General features: G+C 36.4%; 11 protein-coding genes. 8 read left to right on the top strand and 3 right to left on the bottom strand.

Annotation, left to right across the window (positions count from 1 at the left end; translation table 11 throughout):
• Positions 1-83: 83 nt before the first annotated feature.
• Positions 84-290, bottom strand: coding sequence for a YesK family protein (locus tag J2S19_RS06300; protein ID WP_307338877.1), 207 nt, complete (start codon positions 288-290; stop codon positions 84-86).
• Between the two features lie 207 nt (positions 291-497).
• On the opposite strand from J2S19_RS06300, the gene J2S19_RS06295 reads away from it, so the two are divergent.
• On the top strand, positions 498-3,923 hold the full coding sequence (locus tag J2S19_RS06295) for a glycoside hydrolase family 2 TIM barrel-domain containing protein (RefSeq protein WP_307338874.1): 3,426 nt from the start codon (positions 498-500) through the stop codon (positions 3,921-3,923).
• A gap of 201 nt (positions 3,924-4,124) precedes the next feature.
• Here the strand turns inward: J2S19_RS06295 and J2S19_RS06290 are convergent, their stop codons facing one another.
• Positions 4,125-4,676: a CBO0543 family protein gene (locus J2S19_RS06290; RefSeq protein WP_307338871.1), complete on the bottom strand. Its 552-nt coding sequence runs from the start codon at positions 4,674-4,676 to the stop codon at positions 4,125-4,127.
• 168 nt (positions 4,677-4,844) lie between these two features.
• Between J2S19_RS06290 and J2S19_RS06285 the strand changes: the two genes are divergently transcribed.
• The 4 genes from J2S19_RS06285 to J2S19_RS06270 all read left to right on the top strand — a co-directional run bounded on the left by J2S19_RS06285 (position 4,845) and on the right by J2S19_RS06270 (position 10,587).
• Entirely contained in the window at positions 4,845-6,644 is a 1,800-nt protein-coding gene (locus J2S19_RS06285) for a M3 family oligoendopeptidase (RefSeq protein WP_307338868.1), read from the top strand.
• Positions 6,645-7,038: 394 nt separating this feature from the next.
• Positions 7,039-8,061, top strand: coding sequence for a DUF3231 family protein (locus tag J2S19_RS06280; RefSeq protein ID WP_370875083.1), 1,023 nt, complete (start codon positions 7,039-7,041; stop codon positions 8,059-8,061).
• Between the two features lie 205 nt (positions 8,062-8,266).
• Positions 8,267-9,607, top strand: a complete 1,341-nt coding sequence (locus J2S19_RS06275; RefSeq protein ID WP_307338862.1) for a multi antimicrobial extrusion protein MatE — start codon at positions 8,267-8,269, stop codon at positions 9,605-9,607.
• A 134-nt stretch (positions 9,608-9,741) separates the two neighbouring features.
• Positions 9,742-10,587, top strand: a complete 846-nt coding sequence (locus J2S19_RS06270) for an MBL fold metallo-hydrolase (protein ID WP_307338859.1) — start codon at positions 9,742-9,744, stop codon at positions 10,585-10,587.
• Between the two features lie 549 nt (positions 10,588-11,136).
• Here the strand turns inward: J2S19_RS06270 and J2S19_RS06265 are convergent.
• Entirely contained in the window at positions 11,137-11,274 is a 138-nt protein-coding gene (locus J2S19_RS06265) for a hypothetical protein (protein ID WP_307338856.1), read from the bottom strand.
• 537 nt (positions 11,275-11,811) lie between these two features.
• Here J2S19_RS06265 and J2S19_RS06260 point away from each other — a divergent pair.
• The 3 genes from J2S19_RS06260 to J2S19_RS06250 all read left to right on the top strand — a co-directional run bounded on the left by J2S19_RS06260 (position 11,812) and on the right by J2S19_RS06250 (position 15,023).
• Positions 11,812-12,354, top strand: a complete 543-nt coding sequence (locus J2S19_RS06260; protein WP_307338853.1) for a hypothetical protein — start codon at positions 11,812-11,814, stop codon at positions 12,352-12,354.
• A gap of 241 nt (positions 12,355-12,595) precedes the next feature.
• Complete coding sequence (locus J2S19_RS06255; RefSeq protein WP_307338850.1) at positions 12,596-13,543, top strand: aldo/keto reductase family protein; 948 nt, start codon at positions 12,596-12,598, stop codon at positions 13,541-13,543.
• Positions 13,544-13,727: 184 nt separating this feature from the next.
• Complete coding sequence (locus tag J2S19_RS06250) at positions 13,728-15,023, top strand: MFS transporter (RefSeq protein ID WP_307338848.1); 1,296 nt, start codon at positions 13,728-13,730, stop codon at positions 15,021-15,023.
• The last annotated feature ends 216 nt before the right edge of the window (positions 15,024-15,239 follow it).

Raw genomic sequence — 15,239 nt, 5'->3', positions numbered from 1 at the left:
TCTTGAAACAATATCTATAACAAATAACAATTAGACTAAATTGCTAGCCCAAAACATAGCAACCACCTCAATTCCAAAGATTGCTAAGCCTTTGTTTTCTCCAAGAAGGAATGTAACAAACTATGAATGACCCCACCCAAAATCGTACCAATAAAGAATGTTACCCCAATAATCCCGTAGCCCATTCCACGCCAGCCACCGATAAAAATGCTAATGATGATTGTCGATGTGCTACCAACAGTTACACGGTAAAAACAATAAAGTAATACTTTACTTTTTTTCAGGTACAATCTTCTTCAAAGCTATCAATACAATAATCAAAAATATTGCTATTCCTATTGCGATGAAAACTAAAATCAACATATCAACACGCACATCCTTAAAAGATAAAATTCTATCACATTAATTAAAGGAAAAATGCTTATCACGTAGAACCATTAATTTAACGACTAAATAAAGTCGATTTTTTCGTTATAACACGGCAAAGGATGAGAATAGTGAATCAAAAAATCTTGTTTAACAATGGGTGGCAATTTGCAAAAAGCTCCTTAGAGACACCTTCTTTGGAAACGTTAACATTCGAACCGATTGATCTTCCGCATGACTGGTTAATATACGATACAACTAATTTATATGAAGACAGTATTGGCTGGTACCGGAAACAGTTTATCTGGTCAAAAGATATAGAAGAAGTCCTAATAGCGTTTGATGGTGTCTACATGGATTCTACTGTATACGTTAATGGAACACTTGTCGGGGAATGGAAATATGGTTATTCCTCATTTGAGCACAACATTACAGCTGCACTAACTGAAGGTGAAAACGAAATCATCGTCAAAGTCGTTCATCAAAGTCCGAACAGTCGCTGGTACTCAGGGGCTGGCATATATCGAAGTGTATACTTAAAAACAAGAGAAACAAGTTATATAGTAACAAATGGTGTCTATGTAACAACGAAAAAGCTTGAACATGATAACTGGCAAATAGACATCGATGCTAACTTGAAAGTGTCTGAAGAGCTAGTACTCAGCCATACAATATATGACAAAGACCAACCGATTACAACAATTTCTGAAACGATTTCAGCTACCAATGACACTAACACAGTTAACGAGCAAACTCTTTTTGTCACAAAACCGAAGCTATGGAGCATAGCCGAACCAAGTCTTTATAAACTCGTCACAAAACTAGTAAAGCGAAAACAGCAAGAAGAAGTAATAGAGGTTATCGAACAAAATATAGGGTTTAGAACAATTGACCTTAATCCAGATGAGGGTTTATATCTAAATGGTAAAAAAATGAAATTGAATGGTGTTTGTGAACACCATGATCTTGGCGCATTAGGTGCGGCCTTCAATAAGGCCGCACTACAAAGAAGGCTAAACATTTTAAAGGAAATGGGTGTCAATGCAATCCGAACTGCCCATAACATGCCGGCAGTCGAATTAATGGATTTAGCCGATGAAATGGGCTTTTTTATCGTATCCGAAGCCTTTGATATGTGGGAACGTTCGAAAACACCGTATGATTACGCACGCTTTTTCAAACAATGGGCACGTAACGATGTGAAAAGCTGGGTAGAACGTGACCGTAACCACCCAAGCTTACTCATGTGGAGTATCGGCAATGAAATCTATGATACACATGCCGATGACCGCGGCCAACAGGTGACAAAACAGCTAATCGACTATGTCCATGAATTTGATCCTAAGCGTAACGCACCTGTTACAATAGGTTCAAACTATATGCCATGGGAAAATGCCCAAAAATGTGCCGATATCGTCAAGCTAGCTGGCTACAACTATGCAGAAAAATATTATGAACAGCATCATCAAGAACATCCGGACTGGATTATATATGGAAGTGAAACTGCTTCTGTCGTACAAAGTAGAGGAATTTATCACTTTCCCTATGATCAACCGATTTTAACAGACGATGATGAACAATGCTCTGCATTAGGAAACAGTACGACTAGCTGGGGTGCCAAATCAGCCGAAGCATGTATAATAGCTGAACGTGATACCCCATTTTCACTCGGTCAATTTATTTGGACAGGATTTGACTACATAGGCGAACCAACACCATACCATACAAAGAACTCGTACTTCGGACAAATCGATACAGCAACATTCAAAAAAGATTCATTCTTCATTTACCAGGCTGCATGGACTGATTATAAAACAAATCCAATGGTTCATTTGTTCCCGTATTGGGATTTTAATGAAGGGCAAATGATAGATGTTCGTGTTTGTTCAAATGCACCGAAAATTGAACTTTATCTAAATGGTAACAAAATAGGAACACATCTGATTGACCATGAAAAGGGGACAGAGTTAGTAGCTACATGGAAAGTCCCCTATGAAGCAGGAGAGCTCAAAGCTATCGCCTATGATGAAATAAATCAAATCATCGCGACTGCTGTGAAAAAATCTTTCACCGACCCGAAACAAATTCGTTTACAAACAGATAAAAATCACCTTATCGCAAACGGAACTGACCTGCTGTTTGTAGAAATAACAATGGTTGATGAACACGGTATTTCTGTGGAAAATGCAAACAACCGCGTCAATGTCAATGTCACTGGGGCAGGACGTTTAGTCGGTTTAGACAATGGCGATAGTACAGACTATGACCAATACAAAGGAACAAGCAGACGATTATTCAGCGGTAAACTAATGGCCATCATAGCTTCGACAACAGAGGCTGGCCAGATTCAAGTTGAAGTAACCTCAAAGGGAATGGCATCAAAGATGATTCAGCTAGAAGCGGTCGAAGCACCAAGAGAACAACTAGTCGGTATTTCTACTTCATTAAAAAATCAACCGGCAAATATTCTTTTAGGTCAGGTTGACGAAATCCCACTTCGTAAAATCAACATCATTAGTCAGGATGGTCTGTATTTCAATAAGTCGAAAACTGAAATAACGGTTCAAGCATTGCTATCACCAGTAGATACTACTTACAGAGAGGTTGAATGGAGCGTTGTCAACGATGCGGGAATTATCTCAAACATTGCTAAAGTGGACGCAAATGGCCTCACAGCTAAAATAACTGCGATTGGCGATGGCGAATTTCGCATTCGCTGTGTTAGTAAAAATGGCAGTAATAAAATAAGACTTATATCACAAATTGAATGCAAAGCGACAGGTCTTGGGACAGCATATAAAAACCCATACGAATTCATTTCTGCTGGCCTTTACGACGACAGTAAAGGAGATGTTGGCAACGGTAATGAGCGTGGCATCGCCACAAGTCGAGATGGCGAAACACAGGTAAGTTTTCACAATATTAATTTTGGTCCTTATGGCTCGGATACAATTACTATTCCAATTTTCGCATTAGATAGCGAGCCATATTCACTGCAAATATGGGAAGGCACGCCAGGCGACGAAGATAGTGAATTAGTAGCGGATGCCATCTATCAAAAAGAATCAAAATGGAATGTCTACCAGCCTGAAACTTACAAACTGTCTAAACGATTAAAAGGGATTTCATCCATTAGCTTTGTACTGAAACAAAAAATCCATATAAAAGGCTTTACATTTGAAGTACAAAATCGTGCCTTTACAAAAAATCGCGCACTTGACTGTGACTACATTTATGGAGACACCTTTACTAAAACTGCCAATGAAATTGAAGGAATCGGCAATAACGTTTCACTACAATTTAATGAAATGGACTTCACAATTGAAGGGGCCGCAAAACTAACCATATGCGGTCGTTCACCAATCGATAAAAATACGATTCATATTCGATCTGCAAATGAAGAAGGCGAATCAAATCAGCTCGTTGAATTCACCTATTCTAACAACTATGTTGAACGCACATTTACGATTGAAAAACTTACAGGACTTCAAAAGCTAACATTCATCTTCCTTCCTGGAAGCAAGTTTGACTTTGCATGGTTCAAATTTGAAAAATAAGTGGTGACATATAGGAGTTTGACTCCTCAACAAATATTATTAAGTTATACTGGTTGGGGGGTCTGACCGTTAATATGAAGTTCACCATATTAACATAACCTTGCTTTTTATCGAAAGGGAAAAGTCAATTGCAGTGATTATCCACATAAAACATAAACAGCTAAAGAGGACAGTGCTTTTCATCAAACTAATATCATTCCATCACAATTCAGAAAAAGACTCCCTCTTCGTCAACCAATCTGCAAACAAGTAAATCAACGCATAAATTGGTAATGAATATGTATATTTCCAACCAGTTAAAATATAATATCCTGCTAAAACAAACAACGGTTCACCAACATAGGACGTTAGTGCACCAAAAAACAGCCCCTTTTTCCATGCTGCAATATGTGGCTTTGTTTGGATCAGAAACATAATACACACAGGCATCATACAAAAATTAAATGGTAACCATGCCGGAAAGGAAGGAGTCTCCTTACCAGAATAATGCCACAAACCAAGTGCCGCACCAGTGTAGTCTAAACAAAGTGATAGGAGCATCACAAACAAACCCGCATAGAGAAGCCGATGTGTGCTTTCCATCTTCCGGTAAAAAAACCAAAAGACCCATGGACCTACAGCTAAAAATACAGATAACCACCAATCCCAATGTAGAAAAGTCTCATCTAACCAAATCTGCGCATACACTTCGTGAAGCTCATGAAATTCATCAAATAACTTACCAACCTTCTCAACTTTTTCTGCCTTGTCCATATCTTCACCATCAATCTGACTTTATTTATGTTATTATGAGAAAAAAACAAGGAATTATTTACAAATAGTAGAATATATTCTACAACTTAAGAGTAACGACTGAACAGAATGTAAAAGTTTTGCTAATATAATAAAGAGGTCACACAACAGAAAAGGAGTGAAAAAAAAATGAAATATGAAAACACGTGGAATTTAGATGCAGTTTTTCCTGGAGGAACAAAATCACAACAGTTACAGGAAAAACTACAAACAATCAGAACAGATATTCAGAATTACCAGCAACTTATTCAAAAAGTGACAACCATCACAGCAGATAATCTAAAAGAAATCTTACATAAGCAAGAAATTATTGAAAATGGCCTAGGACAAGCAGGTTCTTTTGTACATATGTGGCATGATGCATATACAAATGACGAATATGCCAATGTTGTCATGGGGCAAGTAATGGATTTATCAACAGAGTTTGAAAATATGTCAACTATCTTTACTAAAAAGCTAGTTGCAATTAGTGATGAAGATTGGCAAGCACTTTTACAGGATAGTACTTTAGCAGAAGTATCTTTTGCATTAAACGAAATCCGTGACAAAGGCAAACGTCTCTTATCAGAAGAAGAGGAAAAAATGATTGCCAATTTAAATAAAGATGGCCTATCAGCATGGAGTCAATTGTACGATACAACTGTATCCATCATGACAATTCCGTTTACAGATAAAGATGGTAAGCATATCGATTATTCCGTTGGTCAAGCGATGAATCGAATGTATTCTGACCCAGATCCTGATGTTAGAAAGCAATTATTCGTAAACTGGGAAGCAGCCTGGTCAAAATATGCGCCTATTTTTGCCGATACATTAAATCATTTAGATGGCTATCGGTTAACATTACAAAAGGCACATGGCAGAACGGATTTCCTCGAGGAACCATTAGAATATAACAGGATGACAGCACAGACATTGCAGGCGATGTGGTCTGCTGTTTCAAACAATAAACAACCATTTCTCAACTTTTTAAAACGAAAGGCAAAGCTGCTCGGTATGGAACAGCTAGAATGGCAGGATGTGGATGCACCACTTGCAATTGGTGATGTAAAACCACCACGTTATACATATGATGAAGCATGTGATTTCGTAATTGAACATTTTTCTTCATTCGGACCGAAACTAGCTGAGTTTACAGAACATGCGCTAACAAACCGTTGGGTCGAGGCAGAAGACCGTCCAAATAAACGTCCTGGTGGCTATTGTGAAGAACTACCTGAATTTGCAGAATCCCGCATTTTTATGACGTTTACTGGATCATCAAACGATACAAGTACATTAGCACATGAACTAGGACATGCTTTTCATAGCTATGTGATGAAAGATTTGCCAAATTTAAATCGTCACTATGCTATGAATGTTGCTGAAACTGCGAGCACGTTCGCTGAAACAATTATTAGCAATGCAACAATTTCTAATGCTAAGACGAAGGAAGAAAAAATTACTTTATTAAATACAAAGCTTGAAAATGCTACAGCAATGTTTTTAAACATACACGCTCGTTTCATTTTTGAACAGTCATTTTATGAAGAACGCTCAAATGGCATCGTAGGCGAGCAACGCATTAACGAACTGATGGTAAATGCACAAAAACAAGCATACGGAGAAAGCTTATCAAGCTATCATCCACATTTCTGGTGCAGTAAGCTTCATTTCTTTATAGATGATGTGCCATTTTACAACTTTCCGTACACATTCGGCTATTTATTCAGTCTTGGCATATACAGTGAGTATTTAAAAAACCCAAATGGATTCGAAGAAAAATACATTGCCTTACTACGTGATACGGGCTCAATGAATGTTGAAGAGCTTGCGATGAAGCATTTAGAAGTAGATATAACAAAGCCAGAGTTTTGGGAAGCAGGTATACAACTAGTTGCCAAAGACGCCGAAGAATTTCTTCGACTAACAGAAGAACTTTTAAAATAGCAGAACTTTCTAAAGGAATAAAAATCTTTGAGAGACCAATTAAACATTTATTTGGTCTCTTTATTAATTTACGGAACAAGTGAAATGAGCGGATGCTTCATACTAATTATTTGATTAGACGTGAAAAATTAAAGACCACAGCCTTTGCGTAAAACAGCTCCTACCGAGGATATATGTGTTTCTCGATCAATATGCTCAAACCATATTTTACAGTTTTTTGACAAATAATAGATAAGTCTAAAAACCTTACTATTTCAATATATAGCAAATAAGTCATAACACTTCTCACTCAATTCTCAAGCTAGATTCCATTAGGAGTAAGCATAAAAATGAACCTAAAAGGTAAACCTAACAAAAAAGCGGAAAAAGGGGATTACAAATGGACTTCAACCCAATGGACGTTATGAAACCTATTAATATAAGCTCAAAAGAATTGAATGAAAATGAAGCTTTCTCAACCGTTGAGGTGGGAAAATTATGGGCTACTTATTCAGGAAACAGCATGTCTGTACAAATCCTACAATATTTCCTACAACATTGTGAGGATGAGGATATTAAGACATTATTGGAAAATGGAATTGCGTTAAGTAAAGATTTCATGCAGAGAATCGAAAAATTTCTAAAACAAGAAAACTTTCCGATACCTGTAGGGTTCTCGGAGGATGATGTCAATCTTGGCGCACCGCGATTATATCAGGATGAATTTTATGTTCATTATTTGAAATATGCCGCTAAGGCGGGACTGAGCCTTTATGCAATTGCAGTTCCCATCGTCATGCGAGAAGATGTAAGAGAGTTTTTCATTTATTGTAATCATTGTACAACCGTGTTATTAGGTCAGATTAATAATGTATTAATGGAGAAAAAATTAATCGTTAAGCCACCAAAAATACCAATTCCCGATGGTACTGATTTTATTAAAAAGGAAAATTTCCTAGCAGGCTTTGTTGGTGATATTAGGCCATTACATGCATTAGAAATTACACATTTATATGATAATATTGAGAATAACACGACAAGTAAGGCATTGTTATTAGGTTTTACTCAAGTGGTTAAAGATGATAAAATTAAAGCATTGTTTAAACGTGGTTTAGACATGACAGACAAGGCGTTAAAGCAGTATATGGAAAAGCTCCATCTAGAAAATTTACCATCCCCGTCATTTTTAGACCATCTTGTGACAACGTCAAACTTTTCACCATTTTCAGACCGAATCATGCTATTCCATAAAGTTGACATGTTCGCGATGAAGATTAGGTCATTTGGAAATTCACTAGCAGTTAATGGTAGAAGGGATATCTCTTTGTTGTATGGAAGAACATTAATCAACATCGGTCTATTTGTTGATGATGGAGCAAATATATTAATTGATAAAGGTTGGATGGAATCACCTCCAAAAGCTTATAAGAGAGAATAGTTCACATAATAAATATTAGGCAGTATTCGGGTTTTCTTCTCGATAGCTGCCTTTTTTATATTCAACTATAGAAATTTTATCCTATTTCTATAAAATATTAATATATTTATAAAATACTCATCCTAATGAAAGCGATTAGCGTTATAATACATTTAGGGTGTCGAAATATTTACTAAACAAATAAACAAAGGATGATGGGGAGAATATGGAGAAACGGGAAGGCTTAGATACGAGGACGTTGTTGTTTTTCTTTCTGCCGTTAGGATTTTCCGCGAGCCTTGTGACATTATCACATATTATCATAAATAGCACATTAGTTCGTGCAGAAAACTCGGAGTTTATTATTGCAAGCTATGCCATTGCAATGAGCTTATTTGGAATAACCGAACGACTCGGTGTCTTGCTCAGGCAAACGTGTTCATCACTTGTTCGGGATACATATTCATTTAAATTAATGTCACGATTTACTTTGTATCTTATTCTCAGCTTAACTGTTGTTGCCTGCCTAGTTGCATTTACACCAGTCGGCGATTTTATTTTTGCAGTTATTTATGGAGCTAATCCTGACATGGTCGCCTACATTAAACAAATTTATCAAGTGTTAATCTTTGTAACAATTTTTTCAGCACTACGCTGTTTAAACCAAGGTATCATCATTTATAATCGTCAAACGAAATGGTTAACGATTGGAATGGCAATAAGGCTTGCGGCGATGTACTTGTTATCGTTAATTTTCATTTCCACTGGGCATATTACCGGTAAAACTGGGGCAATCATATTTCTCGTTGGAATGATGATTGAAGCGCTCGTTAGCTATATTGAAGGTAGGTCATTAGTTCGAAAAATGCCTGAACGGCATAAGAGCCGAATTGAATCAAAGAAGTATATCTTTAAATTTTATAGTCCATTAATGCTATCATCAGTTATTATCGTTATGATTGGTCCAGCAATCAACATCTTTTTAGGGAAAACAGGGGATATCGAACTAGCAATCGCCAGTTATGCTATTGCATTAAGTGTTGCTCAGTTGTTTTTAAGCTTCTTCTCTTATATGCACCAAATTGTTATAAACTTTTATGATGACCATGAAGGAGAAGTAAAACGATTTTCACTAATTATCGGGTTTATTCCATTTAGTTTATTAGCTATTTTTTGCTTTACTCCAATCGGTGCTTTTTTCTTAGAGAACGTCATGGGAGTAACAGGAAGATTGCTTGATGCAAGCCTACAAGTGTTAATGTTTTTCTTACTCATGGCATTGATTTTTCCATTTGTCGATTATTTTAATGGCTTACTAATGATTCACAAACAAACGAAAGTAACGATTTATTCTCAATCGGCAAACCTATTGATGACACTTGTTGTATTAGTGATAGCTGTTCAGTTTGCGTCACATTGGAATGGCATCATTGGAGCGTTAGCACAATCAATGGGTATTTTAGCGGAGTTAATTGTCGTCAGTAGCATTGTTATGACGAAGGAAAGAAAAAAAGGGAAGCTGCTCCCAATAATAAAAGGTGTCGGACGTGTTAGCAGTAACCGTTAATGCACTCAAATTCCACCCAAATTAAACATTTATTAAACTGGCTAAGCTTTTTTAGCCAGTTTTTTCATGCTTTATTGACTTTCCGATATGGAAGACTACAAACGTGTCACACTTTTACGAAAGAGGGTTATGTAATGGACAAGCAAATGCATTATGGAAGTGACTATAAATTTATCCCTACAACATCAATCGGTAGTGGAGTGGGGATGGCTGTTTTACCTGACATATACCAACATACAATCCAAATTGTGAACATTTCACTTGTTGGAAATCCAGACTCGAATGAATTTGTATTAGTTGATGCGGGGATGCCCGGCTCAGCAGAGGAAATTATCTCGGTTACTGAAGAAAGATTTGGGGCAGGTAGTCGTCCGCAAGCAATTATCTTAACTCACGGGCACTTTGACCATGTTGGTGCGATTATTGAACTTGTTAACCACTGGGACGTTCCCGTTTATGCTCATACATTAGAGATACCTTATCTAACTGGACAAAAAGGCTATCCAGATCCTGATCCTACAGTTGAAGGCGGAATGGTGGCAAAAATGTCCCCGATGTTCCCAAATGAGCCGATAAATCTTGGTGACAATATAAAAGTGCTTCCAACTGACGGCATAGTCCCACATTTGCCTGAGTTCCGCTATATACACACACCAGGGCATTCTCCTGGACATGTATCACTATTTAGAGATAGAGACCGTGCATTAATTGTCGGGGATGCTTTTGTTACTGTAAAACAAGAATCATTATATAAAGTTTTAACACAAGAAAAAGAAATTAGTGGACCGCCCCGATATTTAACAACTGACTGGGATGCAGCACGAGATTCAGTAAAAAAATTAGAAGCGTTACAACCCTCTGTAGCCGTAACAGGACACGGCTTACCAATGACAGGAGCAGAATTAACAGACAACTTAACAAAACTTGCTCGTGATTTTGATAGCATCGCTGTCCCTCACTACGGAAAATATGTAAATTAACTCTGTTTCATTCCTATCTTCTCACACTATGATGAGAGGATAGGTTTTTTATCTTCAAATATCATCGAATATGATAGAAACTTTAAAGAATGCGCTCCTTCTAGTGTAATAAGTGGGAACGTCAATGAAACAACTAATTACACTCTTACCAAGTAAGTCGGTAGCATCATCATGGGCCTTTCCATTTGTTGTTTTTGAAGTGTTATGTATAAGTGATAAATAAAAAGTTGTAACAAGCGTCACAAACTCTGGTCATGTTACAGCATTATCCCGGCATTGAGCAACATGTTAGGTTTTTTTAATGCATATGAATGAACCTGGTACACTCTACTTTTTGACAAAAATCTTTACAATAGTATTGAAATTGCTGATAACCAATTGCTCCTGACAAAGTGAAACCTATACAACCCATTATTAGTAAGGTAAGGAATGTAATATTTCTTTGTATGTATACTCTCTTTCTCCTATTACTTTCTGAAATTATTTATAACAACTTAACAATAAGATAAAAAAGCAAACCGCATTAAAAAATAAATGCGGTTTTCACCTCTAAAACTCCGAAGGGTCATTATAATCATAACGAAAGCCGTCTTTTAGTACAGTTTCATTACCTTTTTCTTTAAGTAATTCTGATTTACTACGTTCTTGACTAACTCCCTGTTTACGTTGTTTTTTATTTTCTTTCACAAATATCCCTCCAGTAAGACTTTCATACTATTATTATCCCGGTAGTCCAAAATGTTTATTCAACCTTTTTCGACACCAACTCTCGACCATGAGGTAAGTACTTTTTACTAAAAATAACCATGAATATACTCCGTTTCAAAAGCAAAGTAGTAAAAAGGTTTAAGTTATCATCGTGATAACACAAATAAATTGTCACGTTTAACTAATTAACAATACTTTTTACATAGGTAATTTGTTAATAATCATAATTTATCTCCATTCTCTCTATAGATAAAATTATTTATACTACGCAATCACTTGATATAAGAGGAGTCAAGCTATATTTAACTGAAATAGTAGTTAAGGACCATGGAAAAAAATGATAATCTGACAGTACAATAAAGTCAATCATAATAATAGAAAATGTCGAGAATGAACTTAATTTGTAAAAGTAAAAGGCTAAGCTAGGTAATAGAATGTTCATTGGCAGTTAACGTCCATATTCTTTTAGACTCTCATACATAAAATAGATACTTAGAATTTAGAAGGTGAAATATAATGAAGATTTTAAAAAGACTAACTATACTGTTAGTAGGGTTAGCAATAATTTATGGAATGTCTCTTGCAGATTATAATGTTTCTGAGCAAACGGACGACAATTTCAAAGTCATCTGGAAGGAATATTCAACAAATGATAATAATGAGTTTGTTATTAAAGAGGAACTTAACTTCTTTGATGGTTTAATTAATAGTTTTGCCATATTAGGCAAGTCCATCATCGACTATCCAATGGATGGTTGGGATTTCTATAATAATTCTAAGGATGTTATCACAGACTTCGATCTCCCATTCTGGGCAAATACAATACTTGATATACTCTTATTCATTTTTTGCTTTATCGGAGCAGCAGTCGTTATGATTATTTCAATTCCAATATTATTGTATAAACTCTCTTTCTTTGAAGCAGACCCTACCTATCATTTAGGTATTTCCGTTGCCATATTTGTACTCATATTTTTTACTAAATACTCGGAAATTATCATTTATAAACGTAAACCTAAACCTAAGCCGCAATCACAACCACAACAAGTTAAGGCTTAAAAAATTTATATATAGTGCGTGAATCCATAAATAGGATTTAACGCACTTTTTTCTTGTAGTATCTTTTATTTAATATATTTTTTAATTACTTAAAAAAATAGCAGTTTAGCATTTGAAACATTCTGCGATTTACAATCAGATTTCAAGTCTTCTTACAAGAAAATCCTTCTCCAACATGATAAAATATAATAGTTAGATAAGACTTTTTCGCAAAATACATAATAGGAAGGTGTGCAACGATATGGAATATCGTCGTTTAGGCAATACCGGTCTAAAGGTAAGTGAAATTAGTTTAGGCAGTTGGTTAACGTATGGTGGATATGTGGAGGAGCAAAAAGCTACAGCTTCAATCGAAAAAGCATTCGATCTAGGCATTAACTTCTTTGACACAGCTAACGTCTATATGCGTGGAGAAGCAGAAAAAGTGGTAGGAAAAGCATTAAGCAAATACGACCGTAGTTCATACGTATTAGCGACTAAAGTATTTGGAAAAATGGGCGATGGTCCAAATGATCAAGGGCTTTCGCGTAAACATATTTTAGAGCAATGTCATGCAAGTCTTGAAAGACTGGGCACAGATTATATTGATATTTATTATTGTCACCGTTTTCATACAGAAACACCACTTGAAGAGACACTACGTGCGCTTGATGACTTAGTTAGACAAGGTAAAATACTTTATGTAGGTGTTAGTGAGTGGACACCAGAACAGATTACAGAAGCAGTACATCTTGCAGATAAAAAACTATTAGACCGAATCGTCGTCAATCAGCCAAATTACAGTATGCTGCAACGCTACATAGAAAAAGAGATTATTCCCGTCAGCGAAAAACACGGAATTGGCCAAGTAGTCTTCTCACCATTAGCTCAAGGTGTATTAACAGGTAAATACAAAAAGGGCGAAGAAGCCCCAGCAGGTAGCCGTGCAACCCAAGAAAATCTAGGCGATTTATACGGTGTACTTAATGACAAAAACTTAGACAGAGTAGAACAACTCAAAACAATAGCAGCTCATGAACAGCTTACACTCTCACAATTAGCGATTGCTTGGATATTAAGACAACCAAACGTAGCAAGCGCACTCGTAGGAGCAAGCCGTCCAGAGCAGCTCGAAGAAAATGTTAAAGCATCAGGCGTAAAGCTAAGTAATGAAACACTTCAACAAATTGAAGAAATACTAGCTGATTAATTATAAAAAATAAAGCAGAAAGTTTCTAATCTAATAGAACTTCTGCTTTTTTACGTGTTGTGATATGCTAAAACTGAATTGATTGAATATTAAAACTTATTATCTATGTGTCATGAAATACCCATAAATATGTATGAATAAAGTATAATGGTGGAGGGAATAAACGGACAGGAGTTTTTTACAGATGGATAAACAAAACAGCAAGTATCGTTGGGTCGTCTTTGGAAGTGTGTTATTGACATACTTTCTCATTGTCAGCCAACGAACCGCACCAGGATTAATTACTGACCAATTGATGACTGACTTTCACATAACAGCTTCAATGATAGGGTTGCTAACAAGTGTTCAATTTTTTGCCTATGCTGGGTTACAAGTTCCGGTAGGTATCTTATCTGACCGCTATGGTCCAAATATATTTCTAGTCATTGGTACGTTCCTTACTGGGATTGGAACGTTCCTATATAGTATAGCTGCGAATGAATATGTACTTCTAGTTGCGAGATTAATAGTTGGTACTGGCGATGCAACAATATGGATAAATCTAGTGTTAATCTTAAGCGTATGGTTCAAGGGAAATGAGTTTGTTAAATTACTAGGCATGGCCGGCATGACAGGGAGTCTCGGATTTTTAATGGCTACCGTTCCTTTTTCTATATGGATATCCAATACCGGCTGGAGACCACCGTTTTCCACAACAGGGATTATTATCTGTTTATGTGGAATCCTTCTCTATTTTGTGTTAATTCGAAATCCTAAGAAATTTGAACAAACAGAGACAAAATCCACTATAAAAAAATCTATACAACACCACGAAAAAACATCTGACATATTAAAACGTGTATTTACAAATCGCCAAGCGTGGGCAACATTTTTATGTCATTATGGTACAGTCGGAACGTATGTCGGCTTTATCGGTTCTTGGGCTGTACCTTATGGGATGAATGTCTTTGAAATGTCTCGTTCTGGTGCAAGTCAATTTGTAATGATCGGGTTATTAGGAGCAATGATTGGTGCACCGCTAACAAGTTGGCTTTCAAGTAAGCTCGGTATGATTCGCAAACCATATGTTCTTGTCCATATCGTTGTCTTACTATGCTGGTCATCTTTCATATTGTTTCAAGGAAAGCCACCATTTTTCATGCTTATCCTTCTTTATTTTTTAATTGGTTATGGAAATGGTGCAAGTGCCTTAACATTTGCTGTTGTCCGCAAAACGTTCGATGTTAAAGAAGTCGGTGTTGTCTCCGGTTTTGCGAATATGGGTGGATTTATAAGTGCTGTCCTATTACCAAGTGCGTTCGGAAAAGTTCTTGACCATTTCCAAGGTGCTGAAGCGAGTATCGGATATTTTTACGGCTTTATGATACCGGCTGTCTTTGCATTAATGGGACTGATCGGTGGCTTACTAATTAAAGAAAACTCTAGGGAAGTAGCACAAGAACAAAAGCGTAAGCACCTTGAACAGCCCCGACAAGCATAAACTAATCCTTAAATTATTGATCAGCTTATGACTTTTCGAAGGGCTAGGCGCTAGTACTGGATGTCAAGCGATTATTCACAGTATAGCTTCTTATAGTAAAAAAAGAGCTATCAGCTAAATCGGTAATCATAAATGAACACCGATATGAGAAACATAAGTAATGGAGTACTCTATTCCATTGCTTTTTTTTGTACACTAAACTTTTTACAACCTATG

Source organism: Metabacillus malikii, assembly GCF_030813355.1.
Lineage (GTDB): Bacteria > Bacillota > Bacilli > Bacillales > Bacillaceae > Metabacillus > Metabacillus malikii.
Note: the sequence above shows the minus strand (reverse complement) of the source record. Positions and strands in the feature narration are given on the sequence as shown.